The 24,939-nt window shown below is 66.1% G+C and carries 23 protein-coding genes; 5 read left to right on the forward strand and 18 right to left on the reverse strand.

The window, feature by feature from the left end:
- Positions 1 to 33: 33 nt before the first annotated feature.
- The 5 genes from tkt to IE00_RS20160 all read right to left on the reverse strand — a co-directional run bounded on the left by tkt (position 34) and on the right by IE00_RS20160 (position 6,143).
- Positions 34 to 2,055: a transketolase gene (gene tkt, locus IE00_RS13065; RefSeq protein WP_072297647.1), complete on the reverse strand. Its 2,022-nt coding sequence runs from the start codon at positions 2,053 to 2,055 to the stop codon at positions 34 to 36.
- A gap of 83 nt (positions 2,056 to 2,138) precedes the next feature.
- On the reverse strand, positions 2,139 to 3,467 hold the full coding sequence (locus tag IE00_RS13070; RefSeq protein ID WP_072297648.1) for an HlyC/CorC family transporter: 1,329 nt from the start codon (positions 3,465 to 3,467) through the stop codon (positions 2,139 to 2,141).
- Between the two features lie 9 nt (positions 3,468 to 3,476).
- The gene (locus IE00_RS13075) at positions 3,477 to 4,448 is read right to left on the reverse strand and encodes a tyrosine recombinase (RefSeq protein ID WP_072297649.1); all 972 of its coding nucleotides are present in this window, start codon (positions 4,446 to 4,448) and stop codon (positions 3,477 to 3,479) included.
- Complete coding sequence (locus IE00_RS13080; RefSeq protein ID WP_072297650.1) at positions 4,445 to 6,013, reverse strand: hypothetical protein; 1,569 nt, start codon at positions 6,011 to 6,013, stop codon at positions 4,445 to 4,447. The genes IE00_RS13075 and IE00_RS13080 overlap by 4 nt, the downstream gene beginning before the upstream one ends.
- Complete coding sequence (locus IE00_RS20160; RefSeq protein ID WP_170864150.1) at positions 5,985 to 6,143, reverse strand: hypothetical protein; 159 nt, start codon at positions 6,141 to 6,143, stop codon at positions 5,985 to 5,987. Before IE00_RS20160 ends, IE00_RS13080 begins: the two co-directional genes overlap by 29 nt.
- Before the next feature lie 125 nt (positions 6,144 to 6,268).
- On the opposite strand from IE00_RS20160, the gene IE00_RS13085 reads away from it, so the two are divergent.
- Together IE00_RS13085 and aroB are read left to right on the forward strand one after the other, a co-directional pair.
- Positions 6,269 to 6,820 (forward strand): shikimate kinase, encoded by a 552-nt coding sequence (locus IE00_RS13085; RefSeq protein ID WP_240493893.1) that lies wholly within the window; start codon positions 6,269 to 6,271, stop codon positions 6,818 to 6,820.
- Positions 6,817 to 7,923, forward strand: coding sequence for a 3-dehydroquinate synthase (aroB, locus tag IE00_RS13090; RefSeq protein WP_072297651.1), 1,107 nt, complete (start codon positions 6,817 to 6,819; stop codon positions 7,921 to 7,923). The genes IE00_RS13085 and aroB overlap by 4 nt, the downstream gene beginning before the upstream one ends.
- An 87-nt stretch (positions 7,924 to 8,010) precedes the next feature.
- Here aroB and IE00_RS13095 read toward each other — a convergent pair whose 3' ends face one another.
- Together IE00_RS13095 and ssb are read right to left on the reverse strand one after the other, a co-directional pair.
- A complete protein-coding gene (locus IE00_RS13095; protein ID WP_072297652.1) occupies positions 8,011 to 9,057 on the reverse strand; it encodes a Glu/Leu/Phe/Val dehydrogenase dimerization domain-containing protein in 1,047 nt (348 codons plus the stop codon).
- A 220-nt stretch (positions 9,058 to 9,277) separates the two neighbouring features.
- Complete coding sequence (ssb, locus tag IE00_RS13100) at positions 9,278 to 9,787, reverse strand: single-stranded DNA-binding protein (protein WP_072297653.1); 510 nt, start codon at positions 9,785 to 9,787, stop codon at positions 9,278 to 9,280.
- 249 nt (positions 9,788 to 10,036) lie between these two features.
- On the opposite strand from ssb, the gene IE00_RS13105 reads away from it, so the two are divergent.
- Positions 10,037 to 10,624 (forward strand): lytic transglycosylase domain-containing protein, encoded by a 588-nt coding sequence (locus IE00_RS13105; protein WP_240493894.1) that lies wholly within the window; start codon positions 10,037 to 10,039, stop codon positions 10,622 to 10,624.
- A 39-nt stretch (positions 10,625 to 10,663) separates the two neighbouring features.
- Here the strand turns inward: IE00_RS13105 and IE00_RS13110 are convergent, their stop codons facing one another.
- The 11 genes from IE00_RS13110 to mdh form a co-directional block, all read right to left on the reverse strand.
- On the reverse strand, positions 10,664 to 11,128 hold the full coding sequence (locus IE00_RS13110) for a transglycosylase SLT domain-containing protein (RefSeq protein WP_072297786.1): 465 nt from the start codon (positions 11,126 to 11,128) through the stop codon (positions 10,664 to 10,666).
- A 64-nt stretch (positions 11,129 to 11,192) separates the two neighbouring features.
- Positions 11,193 to 12,587, reverse strand: coding sequence for a dihydrolipoyl dehydrogenase (gene lpdA / locus IE00_RS13115; protein WP_139291452.1), 1,395 nt, complete (start codon positions 12,585 to 12,587; stop codon positions 11,193 to 11,195).
- 60 nt (positions 12,588 to 12,647) lie between these two features.
- Positions 12,648 to 13,052, reverse strand: a complete 405-nt coding sequence (locus IE00_RS13120; protein WP_072297656.1) for an MAPEG family protein — start codon at positions 13,050 to 13,052, stop codon at positions 12,648 to 12,650.
- Positions 13,053 to 13,054: 2 nt separating this feature from the next.
- A complete protein-coding gene (locus IE00_RS13125) occupies positions 13,055 to 13,309 on the reverse strand; it encodes a hypothetical protein (RefSeq protein WP_139291432.1) in 255 nt (84 codons plus the stop codon).
- 165 nt (positions 13,310 to 13,474) lie between these two features.
- On the reverse strand, positions 13,475 to 14,995 hold the full coding sequence (gene odhB / locus IE00_RS13130) for a 2-oxoglutarate dehydrogenase complex dihydrolipoyllysine-residue succinyltransferase (protein WP_072297657.1): 1,521 nt from the start codon (positions 14,993 to 14,995) through the stop codon (positions 13,475 to 13,477).
- Between the two features lie 4 nt (positions 14,996 to 14,999).
- On the reverse strand, positions 15,000 to 17,966 hold the full coding sequence (locus IE00_RS13135; protein ID WP_072297658.1) for a 2-oxoglutarate dehydrogenase E1 component: 2,967 nt from the start codon (positions 17,964 to 17,966) through the stop codon (positions 15,000 to 15,002).
- A gap of 54 nt (positions 17,967 to 18,020) precedes the next feature.
- A complete protein-coding gene (locus tag IE00_RS13140; RefSeq protein ID WP_139291433.1) occupies positions 18,021 to 18,416 on the reverse strand; it encodes a hypothetical protein in 396 nt (131 codons plus the stop codon).
- Positions 18,417 to 18,479: 63 nt separating this feature from the next.
- Positions 18,480 to 19,364, reverse strand: coding sequence for a succinate--CoA ligase subunit alpha (sucD, locus tag IE00_RS13145; RefSeq protein ID WP_072297660.1), 885 nt, complete (start codon positions 19,362 to 19,364; stop codon positions 18,480 to 18,482).
- 87 nt (positions 19,365 to 19,451) lie between these two features.
- Entirely contained in the window at positions 19,452 to 20,645 is a 1,194-nt protein-coding gene (sucC, locus tag IE00_RS13150; RefSeq protein WP_072297661.1) for an ADP-forming succinate--CoA ligase subunit beta, read from the reverse strand.
- A 194-nt stretch (positions 20,646 to 20,839) separates the two neighbouring features.
- A complete protein-coding gene (locus IE00_RS13155; RefSeq protein WP_072297662.1) occupies positions 20,840 to 22,033 on the reverse strand; it encodes a hypothetical protein in 1,194 nt (397 codons plus the stop codon).
- Between the two features lie 88 nt (positions 22,034 to 22,121).
- Positions 22,122 to 23,084 carry a malate dehydrogenase gene (gene mdh / locus IE00_RS13160; RefSeq protein ID WP_072297663.1) on the reverse strand — a complete coding sequence of 321 codons (963 nt, stop codon included), beginning with the start codon at positions 23,082 to 23,084 and terminating at the stop codon, positions 22,122 to 22,124.
- 160 nt (positions 23,085 to 23,244) lie between these two features.
- On the opposite strand from mdh, the gene IE00_RS13165 reads away from it, so the two are divergent.
- Both IE00_RS13165 and IE00_RS13170 read left to right on the forward strand, forming a co-directional pair.
- On the forward strand, positions 23,245 to 23,994 hold the full coding sequence (locus IE00_RS13165) for a sulfite exporter TauE/SafE family protein (protein WP_072297664.1): 750 nt from the start codon (positions 23,245 to 23,247) through the stop codon (positions 23,992 to 23,994).
- A gap of 81 nt (positions 23,995 to 24,075) precedes the next feature.
- Positions 24,076 to 24,927 carry a CoA ester lyase gene (locus IE00_RS13170; protein WP_072297665.1) on the forward strand — a complete coding sequence of 284 codons (852 nt, stop codon included), beginning with the start codon at positions 24,076 to 24,078 and terminating at the stop codon, positions 24,925 to 24,927.
- Positions 24,928 to 24,939 lie beyond the last annotated feature (12 nt).

Here is a 24,939-nt window from a genome sequence, read left to right on the forward strand (position 1 = left end):
CCCCGACGCCCCCGCCAAAGGCGGTCGGTGATGTCACAGCATGCCTTTGACGTGCTCGACGACCTTCTCGGCGGTGATGCCGAACTCCTTGTAGAGTTCCGGTGCCGGACCCGAAGCGCCAAAGCCCTCCATGCCGACAAAGGCCGATTTGGCTTCTTGGCCACGTTCGCCCAGCAGCAGCCAGTCCCAAGGTTGACGGACCGCCGCTTCGATCGCGACACGGACCGTCTGCGCCGGCAGCACCTGCTGGCGATAGGTCGCGGGCTGGTCGCGGAACAGCTCCATCGAGGGAACCGACACGACGCGGGTCGGGATGCCGGCCTCTTCCAGCACGTCACGCGCCGCAACGGCGATCTCGACCTCGGAGCCGGTGGCCATCAGCACGGCCTTGGGTTCGCCACCCACGGCTTCGCGCAGGATATAGGCACCCTTGGCGGTCAGGTTCTCTCCGCCGTCCTGGCGCAGGGTCGGCAGGTTCTGGCGCGACAGGGCCAGGACCGAGGGCGTGCTGTCCTGCGACAGCGCGATTTCCCAGGCCTCGGCGGTCTCGATCTGGTCGCAGGGGCGCAGGACCAGCGTGTTCGGCGTCGCGCGGCAGATGGCCAGATGTTCCACCGGCTGGTGGGTCGGGCCGTCTTCGCCCAGGCCGATGCTGTCATGGGTCATCACATAGACGACCGGAACCCCCATCAGCGCCGACAGGCGCATCGCGCCGCGGGCATAGTCGGTGAAGGTCATGAAGGTGCCGCCATAGGGGCGGAAGCCGCCATGCAGCCAGATGCCGTTCATCGCGGCGGCCATGCCATGTTCGCGGATGCCGTAATGCAGATAGCGGCCCATGCGGTTGTCGGGCGCAAAGACGCCCTGGCCACCGGTCTTGGTGTTGTTCGATCCCGTCAGGTCGGCCGAGCCGCCGAAGTTTTCCGGCATTTCGGCATTCAGCGCGCCAAGAGCGTTTTCGGATGCCTTGCGGGTAGCCAGCTTGGGCTTTTCCTCAAGCGTCTTGGCCTTGAACTCGGCGATGACCTTTTCCAGCTTGGGGTTCGTGTCATTGCCGATCCGGCGGGCGAATTCCTCGCGGTGGTCGCCGGACAGGGCATCGACGCGGTCGTTCCAGGCCTTGCGCGCCTCGGCGCCCCGCTGGCCGATCTTGCGCCATTCGGTCATGATCGCGTCGGGGATCTGGAAGGGCTCGGCGTCCCAGCCATAGGCGGCGCGGGTCGCGGTGATCTCATCCTTGCCCAAGGGCGAGCCGTGAACCTTGTTCGTATCCGACTTGTTGGGCGAACCGAAACCGATGATCGTCTTGCAATCGACCAGAACCGGACGGCCGTCGTCCTTGGCGGCCTCGGTCAGGGCGCGGTCGATATCGGCGGCGTCGTGACCGTCGCAGGACAGGACCCGCCAGCCGGCGGCGGCAAAGCGCGCATGCTGATCGGTCGAATCCGACAGGCTGACGCGGCCGTCGATGGTGATGTCGTTGTTGTCCCACATGACGATCAGGCGGCCCAGCTTCTGGTGGCCGGCCAGGGCGATCGCCTCGTGGCTGATGCCCTCCATCAGGCAGCCGTCGCCCGCGATGACCCAGGTGCGGTGGTCGCACAGGGAATCGCCGTATTCGGCACGCATGGCTTCTTCGGCGATGGCGAAACCGACGGCGGTCGCGATGCCTTGGCCCAAGGGGCCGGTGGTGGTCTCGACGCCCTCGACATGGCCGTATTCGGGGTGGCCCGCGGTAATCGCGCCCATCTGGCGGAAGTTGCGGATCTGGTCCAGCGTCATCTGCTCATAGCCGGTCAGGTGCAGCAGCGAGTAGATCAGCATCGACCCGTGGCCCGCCGACAGGATGAAGCGGTCGCGGTCGAACCAGTGCGGCGCAGAGGCGTCGAACTTCAGATGGTTCTTGAACAGGACCGTGGCGACATCGGCCATGCCCATGGGCATGCCGGGGTGGCCGGAATTGGCGGCCTCGACGGCGTCCATGGACAGGACGCGGATCGCGCTGGCCAGATTCCAGTGGTCGGGGTTGGCGGTGCGGCGTGCGGCAATGTCCATGACGATCCCTTGCGGCTGAAAATGATGCGTTGGTGTTAGGGGTGAAGCGGGCCGGTTGCAAGCCGCCCGCGCGTTTGCCGACCCTAAGATTCGGCCCCGCGCGGACCGACCAATGGCCTGATGCGCAGCCGGGTGATACGATTTTCACGTCGCGTCACCACTTCGAAGCGGTACCCGTGGAAGGAAAAGACCTGACCCTGTTCCGGGATGGACTGCGCCATGTGGATGACCAGCCCCGCGATGGTGTTGGCCTCCTCGTCGGGCAGGGTCCAGTCCAGCTGGCGGTTCAGGTCGCGGATGGTCATGCCGCCCTCGACCAGATAGTCGCCATGGGCGTTGGGCTTCAACGTCTGGTCGGCCTCGGTGTCGTGTTCGTCGGCGATCTCCCCGACGATCTCTTCCAGAATGTCCTCCAGGGTGATCAATCCGCGCAGGGACCCGTATTCATCCACGACCAGCGCGAAATGCGTCCGCCGCTTCAGGAATTCGCGCATCTGTTCGTCCAGCGCACTGGTTTCGGGCACGAAATAGGGCGACATCACGACCGACATGATGTCGAAGCGCGCGGCAGCACCAGGATCGCCCGCCTCGCGCACGGCGCGGTTCACGGCGCGCAGCAGGTCCTTGGCATGAACGACGCCCACGACATTTTCGCGTTCCTCGCGATAGACGGGCAGGCGGGTATGGGGACTGGCCAGAATGGTGTCCAGGATCTTTTCGGGGGGCAGGTCCGCGTCGATCATCTGGATCTCGCTGCGGTGAAGCATGATCTCCTCGACGGTGCGGTTGCCCAGGTCCAGCGCGCCCAGCAGGCGGTCGCGGTCCTCCTTGTGAACGGCCCCGGCGGCATGGCCGATGGACAGCGCCCCGGCGATTTCCTCCTCGATCGAGAACATGTGCGATCCGGGATCGGTCTTCAGGCCGAAAATGCCCAGCATGCCGCGCACGATCAGGCGCACGACGGTCACGATGGGCGACAGGATGATCGTGATCAGCCGGATCGGCCGGGCGACCAGGCTCGCGACCTTTTCGGGGGCAGAGATCGCGTAGGTCTTGGGCATCACCTCGGAAAAGATCAGCACCAGCACGGTCATCACGATGGTGGCGATGGCCACGCCGCTGCCGCCCAGGATGCGGGTGAACAGCGCGGTCGCAAGGCTGGCCGACAGGATGTTGACAACGTTGTTGCCCAGCAGGATCGCGCCGATCAGGCGTTCACTGTCCGAGGATACGGCGATGGCGGCCTGCGCGCCTGTGTCGCCCTTGTCGGCCCGGGACCGCAGCTTGGCGCGGCTGGCCGCCGTCAGCGCGGTTTCCGAGCCCGAGAAGAAGGCCGACATCGCCAGAAGCACGATGATCGAGGCGGCGGTCAGCCACAAGGCGGCGTCGAAGGTACTTGAAGGATCGTCCATGGGTCCAGATCAGGTTGAGGGATCGCCGCTCTTGCGGCATTCGTTGGCAACGTGCGCCAGCGGGTGATGGTTCAGTACAAGATCGCGCATGCGCTGGTCCAGCACATGGGTATAGATCTCGGTCGTTCCCAGGTCGGCGTGACCCAGCAACAGCTGGATGCTGCGCAGATCGGCGCCGCCCTCCAGAAGATGGGTCGCGAAGGCATGGCGGATGACATGGGGCGTCACGCGCGATGGTGCGACGCCCGCCTCGATGGCCATCAGGGACAGCAGGCGCGACAGGCTCTGGCGGGGCATGTGGCCTTCGGCCCCGATCGCGGGGAACAGCCAGCGCGCGCCGGGGCCCTGCAGCATCCGGTGCAGGGCGCTGCCATGGGGGGCGGCGTCGCGCAGCGCGATCCATTCGCGCAGCGCCGCGCGGGCCGGGTTGCTCAGCGGCACCATCCGATCCTTGCCGCCCTTGCCGCGCACCACCAAGACCGCCGGATCGCCGCGACAGCCCGCCACGGGCAGCGACACCAGTTCCGTCGCGCGCAGACCCGTCGCGTAAAGCAGCTCGATCAGGCAGATGTTGCGGGCGCGGTCGGTCTGGGTGCGCCCGGTCCGGCCGGCGGCATCCAGCAGCGCCTCGACCTCGGCGCGTTCCAGCGTCTTGGGCAGGCGCTTGGCGCGTCCCGGTCCCGCGATGCGCAGCGCCGGATCATCGGTGCGCCAGCCTTCTTCCAGGGCAAAGCGGGTGAACTGGCGGATGGCCGACAGGCGGCGGGCGCGGGTGGCACGCGACAGCCCCTGGGCGTCGCAATGGGTCAGGTAGTCTTCGATCTGGTCGCGGGTCAGGTTGGCCAGCGACAGGCGCCTGTGGCCCAGCCAGTCCGACAGGTCGCGCAGGTCGCGCCCATAGGCCAGCAGGGTGTTGCGCGCGGCACCCGCCTCGGCGGCCTGCGCGTCCAGGAAATCTGAAATGGCGCGGTGATCGCTCATCCCGCCTCTCCGCCCAGTTCGGACAGCAGCGCGATCTGGGCCGCGGCCAGATCGGCGTCCTGCGTCAGGCCAAGCGCGCGCATCTGGGCGACGCCGCGCGCGGCCCGCGCCAGATCGCCTTCCAGGGCGGCATCGATATCGGTCATGGCCGACAGCAGCGCCTCTCCCTTGGCGGTGGCGGGGGCGTCGGGCGGTGGCAGCGTCTCGATGGGCTCGACGGCATCGGGCAGGGGGCGCATGCCCTGCCATGCCTGCAGCAGCGCGGTGATGCGCGCGGTGTCGGGGTCCTCGCTGTCGGGCAGGTCCTGGGCGACCATGCCGGCCAGCAGATCGGCCATGTCGGCGCGACGGAATTCGTCAAAGGCGCGGGGCAGGGCTTGGCGCAGGTCGCCGCTGACCAGCGCCGCCTCCAGCGTGCGCATCACGCCAGCCCGTTCCCAGACCCCGCCCGATGCCGCGGGACGCTGTTCGGCATAGATGCCGCGCAGCTGCTGATGGGACAGCGCACCGGCCCGGACCAGACGCTCGGCCGCCTCGACGCGGGCCTTGAAGCCGCTGTTCAGCCGCAGGTCCGATTGCGCGAAGGCCACGGGCAGCGGCGTGGTCGGCAGGGGCTGGCCGATGGCCTCGTGGATGCGGAATTCGATCGGGGTCATCGGATCGGCCGGTTCCAGAATTTCCGCGCCATCGACAAAGGCATCGTCCAGAAAATGCGTCAGCAGGATGGCGCGGCGTTCGTCGATCAGCCCAAGCGCCTCGGCGCCATGCAGGCTGACGGCGGCTGCCGCCCAATCACCGGTCTGCGCAAGGCAGAAGATCCGCGCGGTAAAGCTGGGCGCGATGCCGGGGGTATTGTCCATGATGGCGCAGGCGCGCGATTCGTCGCCTTCAAGCAGGGCGATGTCGAACATGCGGCGGAAGATCTCGGGTTCGCCCGGACCGGCGGCGGCCAGCAGGGTCTGCGCGGGCTGCAGCGCGCCCATGTCCAGCAGGCGGTCGACCCGGGCCAGGAACAGCTGCCCCGCGATGTTGCCGGCGGCCTTCGGCGCGGCCTCGGCGGACGGGTCGGGTGCCCGGTCGGGGGTCCATTGCGGCGGGGTCAGCTGGGCGGTCAGGATGCGGCGCATCAGACCCTGCATCGCGGGCAGCCTTGCCGGGGTGGACAGCACCTGTGCCGCCAGCACCGACGGGTCGCTGCCCTGCCACAGATCGGCGGGCAGACCGGCGCGGCTGGCGCTTTGGGTGCCGGTATGGTCGGGGTTCGTCTGGTCCAGACGGGTGACCTGCACGGGGCCGACCGCACCGCTTTCGGCCACCGCGCGGCGGCTAGGCTGGCCCTTGGGGTCGGGGCGCCGGCTGCCGTCGCCGGGCCGCCAGGCCGAGCTTTCGCGCTGCGGTCCGCGCACGCTGCCCGACAGCCAGTCGCTGGCCGACAAGGGCTGCTGCGCCGCCAGCACCATCGGCTGTGCGACCAGGCATCCGCTCAGCAGCAATGCGGCGATCCTGCCAAGGGCAGGGCGTTGGGCAGGGCCGGGGTCACTCACTGGCAGGCTCGGACGTGCCATTCTTCGCGCCCAGTTGCAGTTGAGTGCGGGTTTCGGTCCGGTTGGGGTCCATGTTCCCCAGATAGGCATAGCCCGCAAGGCCGATCAGCCCTGCAAGAATCAGCACCACCAGTATCTTGATCTTGCGCATCGAATTCGCCTTTGCTCGACCGTGTTTTATATGGCTCGGGCCGGTTCTACGCCGGCTTGTCCCGAATATATATGGCAATTTCCGAAAGATCACGTCATTCAGTCACCCGATTGACGGGGGCTGGGATGACCAAGCGGATTGCGCGCCATATCGTGCTGATCGGAATGATGGGGGCCGGCAAGACGGCCGTGGGGACGGAACTGGCCCGACGGCTGCGTGTGCCCTTTACCGATTCCGACGCCGAGATCGAGGCCGCCGCCGCCATGTCCATCAGCGAGATCTTTGCTCGCGACGGCGAAAGCTTCTTTCGCGACCGCGAAAGCCGAGTGCTGACGCGGTTGCTGGCGGGGCGGCCAAGCGTGATCTCGACCGGTGGGGGCGCCTGGCTGCGCGCCGAGAACCGGGGCGCCATCGCGGCGCGCGGGATCTCGGTCTGGCTGAACTGTTCCCCCGAGGTGCTGTGGCATCGCGTCCGCCAGCGCAGCACCCGGCCGCTGCTGAAGACGGCCGACCCCAAGGGCACGCTACTGCGTCTCTTGGCCGAACGCAGCCCCATCTATGCCCAGGCCGAGGTCGAGTTCCTGTCCCAGCCCGGCGACAGCGTCGAGACGTCGACCGATCGCCTGATCGCGCAGCTGCGCGCCGCCGACCCCACCCTGATCGAGGACAAAGCATGACCCAGCCCGTTACCGTCCATGTCCCCCTTGGCGATCGCGCCTATGACGTGCGGATCGGCGCGGGGCTGATCGCGCGCGCCGGCGCCGAGATTGCGCCGCTGCTGGCGCGCCCCCGCGTCGTCATCGTCACCGATGAAAACGTGGCGGCCCTGCACCTGGAACCCCTGAAGGCCGCGCTGGCGGCGGAAGGCATCGCGCATGACGCGCTGATCCTGCCGGCGGGCGAGGCGACGAAAAGTTGGCCCCACCTGACCGGCTGCGTCGAATGGCTGCTGGAGCGCAAGGTCGAGCGTCGCGACGTGGTGCTGGCCCTGGGCGGCGGGGTCATCGGTGATCTGGTGGGCTTTGCGGCGGCGATCCTGCGGCGGGGGGTGCGCTTCGTGCAGCTGCCCACCTCGCTTCTGGCGCAGGTGGATAGCAGCGTGGGCGGCAAGACCGGCATCAACAGCGCGCAGGGTAAGAACCTGATCGGCGCGTTTCACCAGCCGTCGCTGGTGCTGGCGGATATTTCGGTGCTGGAGACGCTGAACGCCCGCGACTTCCTGGCCGGATATGGCGAAGTGGTGAAATATGGCATGCTGGGCGATGCCGATTTCTTTGCCTGGCTGGAAAGCAACGCCCCGGCCCTTCGGGACGACCCCGAACTGCGCCAGAAGGCGGTCGCCCATTCCGTCGCCATGAAGGCCGGCATCGTCACCCGCGACGAGACCGAGCAGGGTGAGCGTGCGCTGCTGAACCTGGGCCATACGTTCGGCCACGCGCTGGAACAGGCGACCGGCTATTCCGACCGGCTGCTGCATGGTGAGGGCGTGGCGATCGGCTGTGCGCTGGCTTTCGATCTGTCGGCGCGGATGGGGTTGTGCAGCCAGGAGGACCCGAGCCGCGTGCTGGCGCATCTGCGCGCCATGGGCATGCCCGCGCGGCTGTCCGACATTCCCGGCACACTGCCCGACGATGCGGCGCTGATCGCGCTGATGGGGCAGGACAAGAAGGTCGTGGACGGCCGGCTGCGCTTTGTCCTGGCGCGCGGCATCGGCGATGCCTTTGTCAGCGATGCGGTGCAGACCGGACCCTTGGCGCAGGTCCTGAAGGACGCGCGCTGATCCGAAACGGCAAGCGCCGCCGCCCCCCATCGAGGGGGACAACGGCGCTGGACGGCCCTGCCGTCCGGACCCGCCACCGCCGTCGTGTCAGGCGGCCTTGCGACCGGTCAGCATGTCGTGGACCATCTGGTCGGCAATGTCCGGGATCAGGCGGCCTTCGGCCTTGGCGCGCGTCAGCATCTGGTCAACGCGGCCCGCGATGGCGATCAGGCGTTCCAGCCGCCAGGTATCGGGCTGGGCGTGGATCTCGCTTGCGACGCTGATGATGCCGCCGGCGTTGACGACGTAATCGGGCAGATAGGTGATCTGGCGATCGGCCAGGATCTGCGCGACCGCGTCGGTGGCCAGCTGGTTGTTGGCAGCCCCGCAGACCAGCCGCGCCTGCAGCCGCGCCGCGGTTTCGGCCGTCAGCACGCCGCCCAGGGCGCAGGGGGCAAAGATGTCCATCGGTTGGTCGAAGACCTGATCCGTCGCGCAGACGGTCGCGCCAAGCCGCGCCTGCGCATCGTCCAGCGCCGCCTGGTTGATGTCGGTGAAGATCAGACGCGCCCCGGCGGCATGCAGCTTTTCGGCCAGCGACATGCCGACATGGCCCAGACCCTGCACCAGCACGCGGCGGTCGGTCAGATCGTCCGTCCCGAAGACATGGGTCGCGCCGACCTTGAGGCAGCGGAACACCCCTTCGGCCGTCCAGGGCGAGGGATCGCCCGAGGCATTCGACAGGCCCACCGCATAGGCCGTCTGGCTGGCCGCATGGGCCATGTCCTCGGGCGAGATGCCCACGTCCTCGGCGGTATAGTAGCGGCCGGCCAGCGTATCGACGGCGCGCCCGAAGGCCTGCATCAGGGCTGGCGTCTTGTCGTGACGGGCATCGCCGATGATGACGGATTTGCCGCCGCCCAGACCCAGATCGGCCATGGCGTTCTTGTAGGTCATGCCGCGTGCCAGCCGGGTCACGTCGTGGATCGCCGCCGCGTCATCGGCATAGGGCCACATCCGGCACCCGCCCGCCGCCGGGCCCAGCACCGTCGAATGCACGCAGATCAGAGCCCGCAGTCCGACATCGGGGTCCTGTGCCAGGACCAGCTGTTCAAAGCCATCGGGGGCGGTCATTTCCGTAAGTGTCAGTGCCATGGGCGGTGCCTTTTGGGTGGATCTGCTTGGAAAGTCCGAACCAGAAAGCGCCATGCGCGCATCATTGCAAGCGCAGGATCATTTGCAAATTTCGCGGGCGAAACGCGCAATTGTCATGCGCGGCGGGGCGGGGGGCGGCAATCTTTCGACCCCCGGTCACGACAAAGGGCGACCCGATGGGCCGCCCTTGCCAAAATCGAATCGCCGTGACCCTGCTGGATCAGAACGGGATCTCGTCGTCGTAATCGGGGCGACCGCCGCCTTGCGACCCGCCGCCCTGCGACCCGGAACCCGAGCCATAGCTATCATAGCCGCCCTGGTCGCGGCCACCGCCGCCGCCCATGCTGCCGCCGCCCATGCCACCGCCACCGCCTTCGCCGCGGCCGTCAAGCATCTGCAGCGTGCCGTTGAAACCTCGCAGGACGATCTCGGTGCTGTATTTGTCGGCGCCGGACTGGTCCTGCCATTTGCGGGTCTCAAGCTGGCCTTCGATATAGACCTTGCTGCCTTTCTTCAGGAAACGCTCGACCACGTTGACCAGGCCCTCGGACATGATCGACACGGTGTGCCACTCGGTCCGCTCCTTGCGTTCCCCGGTGTTGCGGTCCTTCCACTGCTCGGACGTGGCGATGCGCAGATTGGCGACCTTGCCGCCGTTCTGGAAGCTGCGGATTTCCGGGTCGCGGCCCAGATTGCCGATCAGGATGACCTTGTTGACGCTGCCTGCCATGACGGAATTCCTTGGTGATGTCTCTATGGGTTCAAAGGGGTCTATCGCAGGGCGACCGTCGCCTGCAAGCGGTTCGCCCGTCCGGGCCAAGGCGGGATGCCGCCCAAGGGGTCGGGAGGCCATGGCAAGCACGGTGGCACCGGCCGCATTTTTATGTATAGTTGTCGCCAAAACCGGCAATAGTCAAAGCCGACACGAACGAGGGGCCGAAACATGCGGATCAGACATTCTGTGACAGCGGCGCTTTGCATGGCACTGATCAGTGCCACAGCTGTGCCCGCCATGGCCGAGGGGCTGCGCCTGTCGGGCAGTTCTTCCAAGTCACGCGCCGACCAATTCGCCCGACAGACGCGCCTGATGGATTCGCGCCTGTCCACCCAGTACCAGCAATCCGCCCGCCTGCAGCCCGGCGGTGCCAAGCGCAACGCCCTGGTCCCCGAGGAAACCGTCCGCATTCCGCGCTATACCGGACGGCGCACCGCCTATCTGCCGCATGCCCGCGCGGCCGCGCAGAAGAACGGCATCCCCGAGGATCTGTTCCTGCGCCTGGTCCAGCAGGAATCGGGCTGGAACCCGAACGCGAAATCCCACAAGGGCGCGATGGGTCTGGCGCAGCTGATGCCGGGAACCGCGGCCAAGCTGGGCGTGAACGCCGCCGACCCGGTCCAGAACCTGAATGGCGGGGCGCGTTATCTGCGGATGATGTACAACCAGTTCGGCAACTGGAACCTGGCCCTTGCGGCCTATAACGCGGGTCCGGGCGCGGTGCAGAAATACGGCGGCATCCCGCCTTATCGCGAAACGCGCAATTACGTGCGCATCATCGCGGGCGGCTGATCGGACTGAAAAGGGCCCCGATCGGGGCCCTTTTCCTTGTCAGCTGCGCAATCCGGTCACCTTCAGCAGACCCTTGCGCTTGGCTTCGTAGTAATAGCCGCGGCTGTACCACCCGATCGCGGCATCCGCATCGCCTTCGGCCACCAGCCACGCCCCGCGCAGGTATTTCACCCCGTAACGCAGGTTCGTATCGGCATCCAAAAGGTTGGACGCGGGTCCGCGATGTCCCATCGTCCGGGCCGTTTGCGGGGCGATCTGCATCAGGCCGTAATAGGGACCGTTGCGCGCGCCGGGCCGGTGCTGCGATTCGCGCAGGACGACGCGCTGAACCAGCGTCGGGGGGACGTCGTAATGGCGCGCCCATGAATTGATCTGCTGGCGCAGACGCGGGGTTTCGTTGGGATAAAGCCCGTTGGACCGCAGGCCCTTGGGCTGGGACACGCTCGACGATCCGCCGCATGCCCCCAAGGCCAACAGCGACAGGACGGCAAGGCGCCGCCCCATCACCGGTGCCGGGATATCCCGACGACCGGGGGACAGCGCCCCCCGATCCACCGCCGAACCGGCGTCAGACATGGATGGCGCCGTCGCCGCAGGCCAGCGCAGCCTCGCGCACGGCTTCCGACACGGTCGGGTGGGCATGGCAGGTCAGTGCCAGATCCTCGGCCGAGGCACCGAATTCCATCGCCACGCAGACTTCGTGGATCAGGTCGCCCGCCGAGGGGCCGATGATGTGGCAGCCCAGGATGCGGTCGGTTTCGGCATCGGCGATCAGCTTGACGAAGCCGTCGGCCTGCATCATCGCCTTGGCGCGCGCATTGCCCATGAAGGGGAACTTGCCGATCTTGACCTTGCGACCGCCTTCCTTGGCGGCCTCCTCGGTCAGGCCGACGCTGGCGACCTCGGGGGTGGTATAGATCACGCCGGGGATCACGTCGTAATTCACGTGGCCATGCTTGCCGGCGATCACCTCGGCGACGGCCATGCCCTCATCCTCGGCCTTGTGGGCCAGCATCAGGCCGGGCACCGCGTCGCCGATGGCATAGATGCCCTTGACGTTGGTCGCCCAGTGATCGTCGATCGCAACCTGGCCGCGGTCGGTCATCTTGACGCCCAGATCATCCAGGCCCAGCCCGTCGACCGTGGGGCGACGGCCGGTGGCGACCAGGACGCAATCGGCCTCGATCACCTGTTCGCTGCCGTCCTTCTTCAGGGCATAGGTCACCTTGCCCTTGCCATCCTGAACCTCGGCACCCTGCACCGCGGCACCCATGACGAATTTCAGGCCCTGCTTGGTCAGGATCTTCTGGAACTGCTTTTGCACCTCGGCATCCATGCCGGGGGTGATCACGTCCAGGTATTCCACGACCGTCACATCCGCCCCAAGGCGCGAATAGACCGAGCCGAGCTCGAGCCCGATGACGCCCGCGCCGATCACGACCATGGATTTGGGGATGTTCGGCAGGGCCAGCGCGCCGGTGCTGTCGACGATGACGCCGCCCGCATTGTCGACCGTCACACCCTTCAGTTCGGACGGAACCGAACCGGTGGCGATGACGATGTTCTTGGCTTCGTGGACCGTGTCGCCGACCTTGACCTTGCCGGGGGCTTCGATCTTGGCCCAGCCCTTCAGCCAGTCGATTTTGTTCTTCTTGAACAGGAACTCGATGCCCTTGGTGTTGCCGTTGACGGTTTCCTGCTTGTAGCCCTGCATCGTTGCCCAATCGACATCGACCTTGGCGTTCATCAGGCCCATTTTGGCAAAGTTCTCGTGGCTTTCATGCAGCATGTGGCTGGCATGCAGCAGCGCCTTGGACGGGATGCAGCCGACGTTCAGACAGGTGCCGCCCAGGGTTTCGCGACCTTCGACGCAGGCGACCTTCAGGCCCAGCTGTGCGGCCCGAATGGCGCAGACATAGCCACCGGGGCCGGCGCCGATCACGATCAGATCATACATTGGAATTCCTTTCATTCGGACCGCAGGACCGGGGGCTTGGATCCACCGGTCACCTGCGCAATATTTCTAGACGGATGATGAGACAAGCCCCGCGACGATCATCAGGACCGTCGCCGCAAAGCCGATCATCCAGATGATCGAACGGCCCGGCACCCAGCCCAGCAGATAGGCGGGGACATAGGCGATGCGGGCCAGCAGATAGATCCAGGCGCAAAGCGCGGTGAACCAGGACGCGGCGCCGCCCAGGGTCACGACCACCACCGCCAGGGTGAACATGATCAACCCTTCGAAGTGGTTGTTGAAGGCGCGCTGCATGCGCCCCGCGATGCCTTTCAGTTGGGTCGGCATGTTGTCGCGCGGGCTCATGGCGGCTTTGGGGCCGATCTGGCGTTGGGCCATGATGGAAAAGGCGGCGAACTGGGCGGTCTGCAACAATCCGGCAAGGGCTAGGACGGTGATTTCGGCGGGCATGGTCACGCGGTCTCCAGGAAATGGGCGTCGGTCGCGGTAATGCCGGCCTGGCTTTCGAAGACCTTTGCGGCTCCGCTCAGGTATTCGCGGGCGGCCTTGACGTCGCCGACCTGGAACAGCGCCCAGGAATGCCCGTCATCCTCGCGCCACAGCTGCAGCAGCGACAGGCCGTTGCGGCCGCGATCCTCGGCATCGGCGTCGAAGGCGGTGCGGAAGTTGGCGGTGTCCTGGTGGGTATAGCGAATGATCAGCTGCATGATCCATGCTCCGGTATGATGATGCGCATCCCGCCGCGTTGCGCGGAAATCGGTACGGGCGGATCGAGGAAACGCTGATGCATGGGGCAGGGGTCCGCCGATGGCCGGCCTGTCCGGCAAGATGGAACGCGGGGGCCATGTGGCCACGGCCCCCGCAAGGTCGGATTACAGATCCATCAGCAGGCGGCGCGGATCTTCCAGGGCTTCCTTGACGCGGACCAGGAAGGTCACGGCGCCCTTGCCGTCCACGACGCGGTGGTCATAGGACAGCGCCAGGTACATCATCGGGCGGATGACGATCTGACCGCCGACGACCATCGGCCGTTCCTGGATCTTGTGCATGCCCAGGATGCCCGACTGCGGGGGGTTCAGGATCGGCGAGGACATCAGCGAACCATAGACGCCACCGTTCGAGATGGTGAAGGTGCCGCCCTGCATTTCGGCCATCGACAGCTTGCCGTCGCGACCCTTCAGGCCAAGCGCGCCGATTTCCTTCTCGATCTCGGCAAAACTTTTCTGGTCGGCGTCGCGGACGACGGGGACGACCAGACCGGTCGGCGTGCCGACGGCGACGCCCATGTGGACGAAGTTCTTGTAGACGATGTCGGTGCCGTCGATTTCGGCGTTGACCTCGGGGACTTCCTTCAGGGCGTGGCAGCAGGCCTTCACGAAGAAGGACATGAAGCCCAGCTTGACCTTGTGCTTCTTCTCGAAGGCGTCCTTGTATTCGTTGCGAAGCTGCATGATGCCGGACATGTCGGCTTCGTTATAGGTGGTCAGCATCGCGGCGGTGTTCTGCGCGTCCTTCAGACGGCGGGCGATGGTCTGGCGCAGGCGGGTCATCTTGACCCGCTCCTCGCGGTCGGCGTCATTGGCCGAACGGGGGGCGGCGGGTGCCTTGGCGGCCGGCGCGGGGGCCGAGGATGCCTTGGCCACGTCTTCCTTCATCACGCGTCCGTCGCGGCCCGATCCCTGGACCTGGTCACGGCTGACGCCCTTCTCGGCCATGGCCTTCTTGGCCGAAGGCGCGTCCTCGACATCCGAACGCGGGCGGGTTTCCTCGGGGCCTGCGTTCTCCAGGACGGTTTCCTGCGCGGCGCTGGCGGGCGTGGTGGCCTTGCCTTCGCCGCCTTCGGTGATGATGGCCAGCTTGGCCTTGGCATCGACCGTTGCGCCTTCCTCGGCCAGGATCTCGGCCAGGACGCCGGCTGCGGGGGATGGCACCTCGACCGAGACCTTGTCGGTCTCCAGCTCGCACAGCATCTCGTCCATCTCGACGCTGTCGCCGGGCTTCTTGAACCAGGTGGCGACGGTGGCTTCGGTCACGCTTTCGCCCAGGGACGGAACCATCACGTCCACGGATTTACCGGTCATCTTGTCTTGTCCTTCGGATTTTTCAGCGGGTTTGGCCTCTTCGGCCTTGGCTTTGGCGGGGGCCGCTGCGGTGCCTGCCTCGTCGATCTGGGCCAGCAGCGCGTCGGGGGCGACGGTCTCGCCCTCGGCTGCCACGATCTCGGCCAGGACCCCGGCCGAGGGGCTGGGCACCTCGACCGTGACCTTGTCGGTCTCCAGCTCGCACAGCATCTCGTCGATCTCGACCCGGTCGCCGGGCTTCTTGAACCAGGTGGCGATGGTGGCCTCGGTGACGGATTCGCCCAGGGCGGGTACGCGGACTTCGGTTGTCATCGGATCATCCTTCAAGGTTCAGTGCTTCGGCGACCAGCGCCTCTTGTTCAGCTTTGTGGCGCGAGGCAAGGCCCGTGGCGACCGAGGCGGCGGCGTTGCGACCCGCATAGCGGGCGCGCGAATGTTTCGCGCCAAGGCGTTCCAGGACCCATTCCAGATAAGGCTCGACGAAGGTCCAGCCGCCCTGGTTCTTGGGCTCTTCCTGGCACCAGACGACCTCGGCCTGCTTGAAGCGACCCAGTTCCTTGATCATCGCCTGCGCGGGGAAGGGATAGAACTGTTCCAGACGCAGCAGGTAGACGTCGTTGATCCCGGCTTCGTCGCGGGCCTTCAGCAGATCGTAATAGACCTTGCCCGAACAGACGACGACGCGCTTGATCTTGTCGTCGGCGGCCAGTTCCGTGGCGGATGTGCCGCGCTGCGCATCGTCCCACAGAACCCGGTGGAAGGTCGATCCGGTCTGGAAATCCTCGGCCTTGCTGACGGCCAGTGGGTGGCGCAGCAATGATTTCGGCGTCATCAGCACCAAGGGCTTGCGGAAGCCGCGATGGATCTGGCGGCGCAGGATGTGGAAATAGTTCGCCGGCGTCGTGCAGTTCGCGACGATCCAGTTGTCCTCGGCGCAGCCCTGCAGGAAGCGTTCCAGACGGGCCGAGCTGTGTTCCGGACCCTGACCCTCGAAGCCGTGCGGCAGCAGCATGACCAAGCCGGACATGCGCAGCCACTTCTTTTCGCCCGAGCTGATGAACTGGTCGAACATGATCTGCGCACCGTTGGCGAAATCGCCGAACTGCGCTTCCCACATCACCAGGCTGTTCGGTTCGGCCAGCGAATAGCCGTATTCGAAGCCCAGCACCGCATATTCCGACAGCATGCTGTCGATGACCTCATAGCGGGCCTGATCTTCGGTGATGTTGTTCAGCGGATAGTAACGCTGTTCGGTCTTCTGGTCGATGAAGGCCGAATGGCGGTGGCTGAACGTGCCGCGGGTGCTGTCCTGGCCGGCCAGGCGAACGCCATGCCCTTCGGTCACCAGCGAACCGAAGGCCAGGGCCTCGGCGGTGGACCAGTCGAAGCCTTCGCCGGTTTCCAGCATCTGCTTCTTGGCCTCCAGCAGGCGGCCGACGGTCTTGTGCAGGTTCATGCCTTCGGGAACCTTGGTCAGCGCGGCACCGACGCGGGTCATCACCTCGGGGGCGATGCCGGTTTCACCGGCGACATATTCCGCACCTTCGCGCGACAGGCCGGTCCACTTGCCGTCCAGCCAGTCGGCCTTGTTCGGCTTGTAGTTCTTGCCGATTTCGAACTCTTCGGTCAGATGCGCCTGGAACGCGCTCTTCATGTCCTCGATCTCGCCCTCGGGGATCAGGCCGTCTGCGACCAGGCGTTCGGTGTAAAGCTGCAGCGTGGTCTTGTGACCCTTGATGCTGTGATACATCGCGGGGTTGGTGAACATCGGTTCGTCGCCTTCGTTGTGACCGAAGCGGCGATAGCAGAAGATGTCCAGAACCACGTCCTTGCGGAACTTCTGGCGGAATTCGGTCGCGACCTTGGCGGCGTGAACCACGGCCTCGGGGTCGTCGCCGTTCACGTGGAAGATCGGCGCCTCGACCATCAGCGCGATGTCGGTCGGATAGGGCGAGGTGCGGCTGAAATGCGGTGCCGTCGTGAAACCGATCTGGTTGTTGACGACGATATGCATGGTGCCGCCGGTGCGGTGACCGCGGATGCCCGACAGCTGCAGGCATTCGGCCACGACGCCCTGACCGGCAAAAGCCGCATCGCCATGCAGCAGAATCGGCAGGACCGAGGTGCGCGCCTTGCGGTCGCCCATCTGGTCGGTCTTGGCGCGTGCCTTGCCCAGCACGACGGGGTTCACGGCCTCCAGGTGGCTGGGGTTCGCGGTCAGCGACAGATGGACGGTGTTGCCGTCGAATTCACGATCCGAGCTGGCGCCCAGGTGATATTTCACGTCGCCCGAACCGTCCACATCCTCGGGCTTGAAGCTGCCGCCCTGGAATTCGTGGAAGATGGCGCGATAGGGCTTGGACAGCACGTTGGCCAGCACCGACAGGCGGCCACGGTGGGGCATGCCGATGACGATGTCCTTGACGCCCAGGGCGCCGCCACGCTTGATGATCTGCTCCATCGCGGGGATCAGGGCTTCGCCGCCGTCCAGGCCGAAGCGCTTGGTGCCCATGTATTTCACGTGCAGGAACTTCTCGAAGCCCTCGGCCTCGACCAGCTTGTTCAGGATGGCGCGGCGGCCTTCGCGGGTGAAGGCGATCTCCTTGCCGTAACCCTCGATCCGCTCCTTCAGCCAGGCGGCTTCCTCGGGGTTCGAGATGTGCATGTATTGCAGCGCGAAGGTGCCGCAATAGGTGCGCGTCATCAGGTCCGCGATCTGGCGGATCGATGCGACTTCCAGGCCCAGCACGTTGTCGATGAAGATCGGGCGGTCCATGTCGTCGGGACCAAAGCCATAGGTCGAAGGCTTCAGTTCGCCATGATCGGGCACGTCGCGCAGACCAAGCGGGTCCAGCTTGGCATGCAGGTGGCCCCGGATGCGGAAGGCGCGGATCAGCATCAGCGCGCGGATGCTGTCCAGCACGGCCTGGCGCATCTGGTCGGTCGTCAGCTTGACGCCCTTTTCCTCGGCCTTGGCGGCGATCTTCTTGATGGCGGCGTCGGCATCGCTCTTGGACGCGCCAGGCCATTCGCCGGTCAGCGCGGCGGTGGTGTCATCCTGGGGCAGGGGCGGCCAGTCGGCGCGCATCCAGCTGGCGCCTTCGGCTTCGCGCACGGCATCGGCCTCGGCATCGCCCAGGCCGCGGAAGAATTCGTCCCACGCCTGATCGACCGCAGCCGGATCCTGGGCCCACTGGCCATAAAGATGTTCCACATAGGCCGCGTTATGGCCCTGCAGAAACGAGGAATCATGGAAATCGGTGTTTTTCGGCTGGTCGGTCATGGCTGGTCCCCGTTCAGGGCAAGGAGAGGGAAAAGGCGGTGTCGGGCACGGATGTCAGGCACAATGGATATCGAAGATGCGGGCACCGGGGTCGGCGAATGGATCGATGCGGGGCTGTTGGACAATGCGCAGCGGCGCCCGTCGTTCCAATCCGCACAATGCCACGGCGGCCTGGCTTTCGGCATTCGGGGGCGCAGCCGAGGGCTGATAGATCACCCGCCAGCCGAAATCCCTGCGCGCCACCGTCCGGACCGAGGCGGGCGGAAGGCCGCTTGCCTGGTGCAGGTTGGTGCGGGCGGGAATGCCGCCGGGCAGGATGTCCCCGGTCATGCGGTCGCCGCAGGCCGTCAGGGTCAGTAGCGCGATCAGCGACATGGGAACGCCGCGGCCCGATGCCATCTGCACCGGGTTCGGCTGCGGCTCGGTGGCGCGCTGTCCAGTCACTGTCACGGTCCTTCCCCTTCATGCCATCCGCCCCCCATACTCATGTCCGGGGGGCGGACAGTCAAATCATCAGGCCTTGATCGCCTTCAGAACGGCTTCGCCGAGGCCTGCGGGGCTGTCGGCAACCACGATCCCGGCCTTCTTCATGGCCTCGATCTTGGATTCCGCGTCGCCCTTGCCGCCCGACACGATCGCTCCGGCATGGCCCATGCGACGGCCCGGAGGTGCGGTGCGGCCCGCGATGAAGCCGGCGGTCGGCTTCCACTTGCCCTTGCGCTTCTGCTCGGCCAGGAACTCGGCGGCCTCTTCCTCGGCGGAGCCGCCGATTTCGCCGATCATGATGATGGATTCGGTTTCATCATCGTCCAGGAACATCTGCAGCACGTCGATATGTTCCATGCCCTTGATCGGGTCGCCGCCGATGCCGACAGCCGAGGACTGGCCCAGACCCACGTCGGACGTCTGCTTGACGGCCTCATAGGTCAGGGTGCCCGAACGCGACACGACGCCGACCGAACCACGACGGAAGATGCTGCCCGGCATGATGCCGATCTTGCATTCGTCCGGCGTCATGATGCCCGGGCAGTTCGGGCCGATCAGGCGCGACTTGCTGTTCATCAGGGCGCGCTTGACGCGCATCATGTCCAGGACCGGGATGCCTTCGGTGATCGCGACGATCAGCGGCACTTCCGCGTCGATGGCTTCCAGGATCGAATCCGCCGCGAACGGGGGCGGGACATAGATCACGGATGCATTCGCGCCGGTCACGGCCACGGCTTCGTGGACCGAGTTGAAGACCGGCATGCCCAGGTGATCCTGGCCACCCTTGCCGGGCGTCACGCCGCCGACCATCTGCGTGCCATAGGCGATCGCCTGTTCGGTGTGGAAGGTGCCCTGGGATCCGGTGATCCCCTGGCAGATGACTTTGGTATTCTTGTCAACGAGAACGGCCATCATGGCCTCCTTGCGTAGGGGTGCGGCTTGGCGCACCGATGTTTCCGGCAAGCCGCGCCGTGATGGGCGCGGCCAAGAGGATCAGGCTCAGCCCTTGACCGCTTTCACGATCTTCTCGGCCGCATCCGACAGATCGTCGGCCGCGATCACGTTCAGGCCGCTGTTCGCGATGATCTCTTTGCCCAGATCGACATTGGTGCCTTCCAGACGGACGACCAGCGGGACCTGCAGGCCGACTTCCTTCACGGCGGCGATGATGCCTTCCGCGATGATGTCGCAGCGCATGATGCCGCCGAAGATGTTGACCAGGATGCCTTTGACGTTCTGGTCGCTGGTGATGATCTTGAAGGCCTCGGTGACCTTTTCCTTGGTCGCGCCGCCGCCGACATCCAGGAAGTTGGCAGGCTCGGCGCCCTTCAGCTTGATGATGTCCATGGTGGCCATGGCCAGACCGGCACCGTTCACCATGCAGCCGATCTCGCCGTCCAGCGCGATATAGTTCAGGTCGAACTTGGAGGCTGCCAGTTCCTTGGCGTCTTCCTCGGTCTCGTCGCGCAGCGCCATGATGTCGGACTGGCGATAGAGCGCGTTGTTGTCGAAGCCCATCTTGGCGTCCAGGCACTTGATGATGCCTTCGGGCGTCACGATCAGCGGGTTGATCTCCAGCATCTCCATGTCCTTGTCGATGAACAGGCGATACAGGTTCTTGACCAGGGCCACGCATTGCTTGACCTGCTGGCCTTCAAGACCCAGGGCAAAGGCGACGCGGCGGCCGTGGAAATCCGACAGGCCCGAAGCGGGATCGACGCTGAAGGTCACGATCTTTTCGGGGGTGTTGGCGGCGACTTCCTCGATGTCCATGCCACCCTCGGTGGAGGCCACGAAGGACACGCGGCTGGTCTGGCGATCGACCAGCAGGGCCAGGTACAGCTCGCGCGCGATGTCCGAACCGTCTTCGATATAGATGCGGTTGACCTGCTTGCCGGCCGGTCCGGTCTGGTGCGTGACCAGCGTGCGGCCCAGCATCTGGCGGGTCAGTTCCTCGGCCTCGGAGACCGATTTGGCCAGGCGGACGCCGCCCTTTTCACCGGCTTCGGATTCGACGAAGTGACCCTTGCCGCGGCCACCTGCGTGGATCTGCGCCTTCACGACCCAAAGCGGACCGTCCATCTCGCCTGCGGCGGATTTGGCTTCGTCGGCCTTGGTCACGATGCGACCTTCGCTGACGGGCGCGCCGTATTGACGCAGCAGCGCCTTGGCCTGGTATTCGTGGATGTTCATCTCGACCCCCTCATTCGGTTCGACAGATTTGGCGGTGTTGTGACATATCCCAAGGGGCCACTGAAACGGTTTTCCCGTAAAATGCCGAAAACAGGCGGGTTCCTGCCTGATGTGATCACAGTAATTCCGCGTGTGATCACAAAGCCCGCGCCCGATAGCGCAAGCAGCTTGATTCGGGACGCTGACGTCCCGGTTCAGTTCAGCAGCAGCATGTAAAGACCCGCGCGTCCTCCGAACATCTGGACACAGCCGTCCCAGCTGTCGCCCCCCACCGTCAGTCCGGGCCGGGCATAGGGCAGGGCGGCGGTGCCCTGCACCCAATCCGCGATCTCGACCGGCTGCGGGTCCTGCAGCCATTTGGACAGGTCGATGCCGTGGCCGGGTGCAAAGCGCCAGAACGGGATCAGCATCTTGCCCTGCAGCGCCTGATCCATCTGGTCCAGCAGCGCCATCCATTGCGGCCCGGTGCCCTGCGGCAGATCAAAGCCCAGGGCGGCCTGCTGCCCGTCATTCGGGATCCATTCGCGGTCGTTGTCGCCCTCCAGCGCGACCAGCCGCCAGAATTCGCGGTTGGCCCCGACCATCTGGCGCAGGTGGTCGCGGGCATCCCGGGTCAGGGCCGGGGTCGGCTGGTGTCGCAGGGTCTGCAGGACCACGGCGATGCGGTCGATGATCGGCCCGAAGGCCTGTGCCTGCATCTGCATGCTGGGCGCGCGGGCCATCTGGCCCGGCGGCTGAGCGAACTGCTCGTCCAGCTTTTGCTGCAGGGCCAGCCTGTCGGCAAGCGCGGGTTCAGGGTCGAAGGCCAGGACCAGCTTGGTGACGGCCTGGATCAGATGAGTATAGGCCCGCAGCCATTCCACATCGGCGCGGTCAAAGCGGATCACGCGCGGACCCTCGGGCAGGGGCAGGCCGGCAAGTTGGCCCAGATCCTCGGCAGGTGAACGCTGGCCATCCCGGTCCACATCCAGCCACAGGTCGTCCAGATCCAGCACCAGCGCGGCATCATCCTTGGGCAGGTGGTCGCGGCTGTCCTGCATGGCTTGCGACAGGCCGGTCATCATCACGTTGACGAAGTCGGAGGGCATGGGCTGCGGGTCGGGATTGACGGGCAAGGTGGCCCCCAGCAGCGGCAGCGGCAGCAGCGGGTCCGTCGCACCGATACGCCAGCGCGCCTGATAGGCCGACTGGACCGCGCCAAGGAAGGTCACCGCCGACAGCGCCATGTCCCGGTCCGGAGATGCGGGCTGGTCCGACAGCGCCTGCGCCGTGGCCGTCAGCCCGCGATCCGCGATCATCGCGGATGTGCTGGTGTCGTCGGACAGGGCGGGGCCGGCATAAAGAGCGGGGGTGACTGTCAGGGCAAGGGCGGCGATCAGATGGCGCATGGGGAACCCCGTGGATGCGGTCGGGCCGGAATGCAGAACGGCGCGCCAAGCATGGCGCGCCGTTCCGACAGCTGCAAGTGGGGGGCGATCACGCCAGCGTGGAGTCAATCCCCTTGCAGGCTTCGACCAGGCCTTTGACGGCATCGACCGACTTGGTGAACATGGCCTGTTCGTCCTTGTCCATGTCGATCTCGATGACGCGTTCGATGCCCTTGGCGCCGATGACGGTCGGAACGCCGACATACATGCCGTCCAGGCCGTATGCGCCCGAGACATGGGCCGCGCAGGGCAGGACGCGCTTCTGGTCCTTCAGATAGGCTTCGGCCATCTCGATGGCGCTGGTGGCGGGCGCATAGAAGGCGCTGCCGGTCTTCAGCATGCCGACGATCTCGGCGCCGCCGTCGCGGGTGCGCTGAACGATGGCGTCCAGCTTGTCCTGCGTGGTCCAGCCCATCTTAACCAGATCCGGCAGCGGGATGCCCGCGACCGTGGAATAGCGGGTCAGCGGAACCATCGTGTCGCCATGGCCGCCCAGCACGAAGGCGGTGACGTCCTTCATGGACACGTCGAATTCAAGCGACAGGAAGTGGCGGAAGCGGGCCGAATCCAGCACGCCGGCCATGCCGCAGACCTTGTTGTGGGGCAGGCCGCTGAATTCGCGCAACGCCCAGACCATCGCGTCCAGCGGGTTGGTGATGCAGATGACGAAGGCGTCGGGGGCGTGCTTGGCGATGCCCTCGCCCACGGCCTTCATGACCTTGAGGTTGATGCCCAGCAGGTCGTCGCGGCTCATGCCCGGCTTGCGGGGGACACCGGCGGTGACGATGCAGACGTCGGCGCCCGCGATGTCGGCATAGTCGTTGGTGCCCTTCATGCGGGCGTCGAAACCTTCGGACGGACCCGATTGGGCGATGTCCAGGGCCTTGCCCTGCGGCGTGCCTTCCGAGATGTCGAACATGATGACATCACCAAGTTCCTTCATCGCGGCCAGATGGGCCAGCGTGCCGCCGATCTGCCCCGCACCGATCAGTGCGATTTTGGGTCGGGCCATGGGTAACCTCCGAATACATGTTGGAATGTTGCGTGGTGGTTAAGGCGTCAAGCAATGAATCGCAAGTGTGACCTGCTGCGCTGCGGCGTTGATTGGGCTAACACTTGCCTTCCGCCCCTGTGCAGGCAAGGTTTGCACGACATGCAAGAGGAGGGGCCGGATGCTGGATCTGACGGTGACGGGATGGCTGTTGGCGGTGCTGGCCGCGACCGCGGTGGGCCTGTCCAAGGGCGGGCTGGCGATGGTGGGAATCATCTCGGTCCCGCTGATGTCGCTGGTCATGTCACCGGTGCAGGCGGCGGGGCTGCTGCTGCCGGTCTATGTCATTTCGGATCTGGGCGGGCTTGTGGCGTTCCGGCGCGATTTCGACCGCGGCGTGCTGCTGCGCGCGCTGCCGGGGGCCTTGGCGGGGATCGGGGTCGGGTGGGCCACGGCGTCGATCGTGCCGGTCTGGGGGGTGACGCTGATCGTGGGGCTGATCGGCCTAGGCTTTGCGCTGAACGCGCTGATCCGCCCGCCGCTTGATGATGATGCCCGCCGCCCGACCCTGACGGCGGGCAGCGTCTGGGGCGGGCTTGCCGGTTATACCAGTTTCGTCAGCCATTCGGGCGCGCCGCTGTGGCAGGTCTATGCCCAACCCCTGCGCCTGACGCCGCTGATCTATGCGGGGACGACGACCTGGTTCTTTGCGATCGGCAACTGGGTCAAGCTGATCCCCTATGCGGCCCTGGGCCAGCTATCGGCAGCCAATCTGGCGACGGCGGCGGCCCTGACGCCCGTGTCGCTGGCGGCGGTCTGGGTCGGGCTGCGGCTGGTGCGGATCATCCCGCCGCTGCTGTTCTATCGGCTGATCACCTGGGGGCTGCTGGTGATCTCGGTCCGGCTGATCTGGCAGGCGCTGGCGGGATGACGCCGCGATGCAGCGCATTTGCGCTTGCCATTTGTGGCGCTGCATTGCAGCATTGCGCAACATTCTTACCCTGAGGATCTCATGGCCAGACCCTATCGCTCCGTTCTTTATATCCCTGCCGCCAATGCCCGCGCGATGGACAAGGCCCGCGACCTGCCCGCCGATGCCATCATCTTCGACCTAGAGGACGCGGTGTCCCCCGAACAGAAATCCGCGGCGCGCGAGGGGTTGGGACAGGCGCTGGCGCAGGATTACGGGCCGCGCGCGCGCATCTTGCGCATCAATGCGCTGGCGACGGAATGGGGCAGGGACGATGCGCTGGCCTGTGCGGGGGCGCTGGCGGGTCTGGTCGATGCCGTGCTGATCCCCAAGGTGGACGGCCCCGCCGATCTGGACGCCGTGGCCGAGCTGATCCCCGATACGGCCCTTTGGGCGATGATGGAAACGCCCCTGGGCATGCTGAACGCAGGCGCCATCGCCGCGCATCCGCGCCTGCAGGGCATGGTGATGGGCACCAACGATCTGGCCAAGGATCTGGGCACCCGTTTTCGCGCCGACCGCCTGCCGATGATGGCGGGGCTGGGGCTGTGCCTGCTGGCCGCCCGCGCGCATGGCGTCACCATCGTCGACGGGGTCTTCAACGCCTTCAAGGATGAGGACGGGCTGCGTGCGGAATGCGAACAGGGCCGCGACATGGGTTTCGACGGCAAGACCCTGATCCATCCCGCCCAGCTGGCCATCGCCAACGCGGCCTTCGCCCCGACCGAGGTCGAGATCGCGCTGGCCCGGCGCCAGATCGAGGCCTTCGATCAGGCCACCGCCCAGGGCAAGGGCGTGGCCGTCGTCGATGGCCGCATCGTCGAGAACCTGCATGTCGCCACCGCCCGCGCGACGCTGGATCGGGCGGATGCGATTGCGGCCATGGCACAATAGGCGCAAGGTGCG

The sequence above is a fragment of the Paracoccus sp. SM22M-07 genome (assembly GCF_001887735.1).
GTDB lineage: Bacteria > Pseudomonadota > Alphaproteobacteria > Rhodobacterales > Rhodobacteraceae > Paracoccus.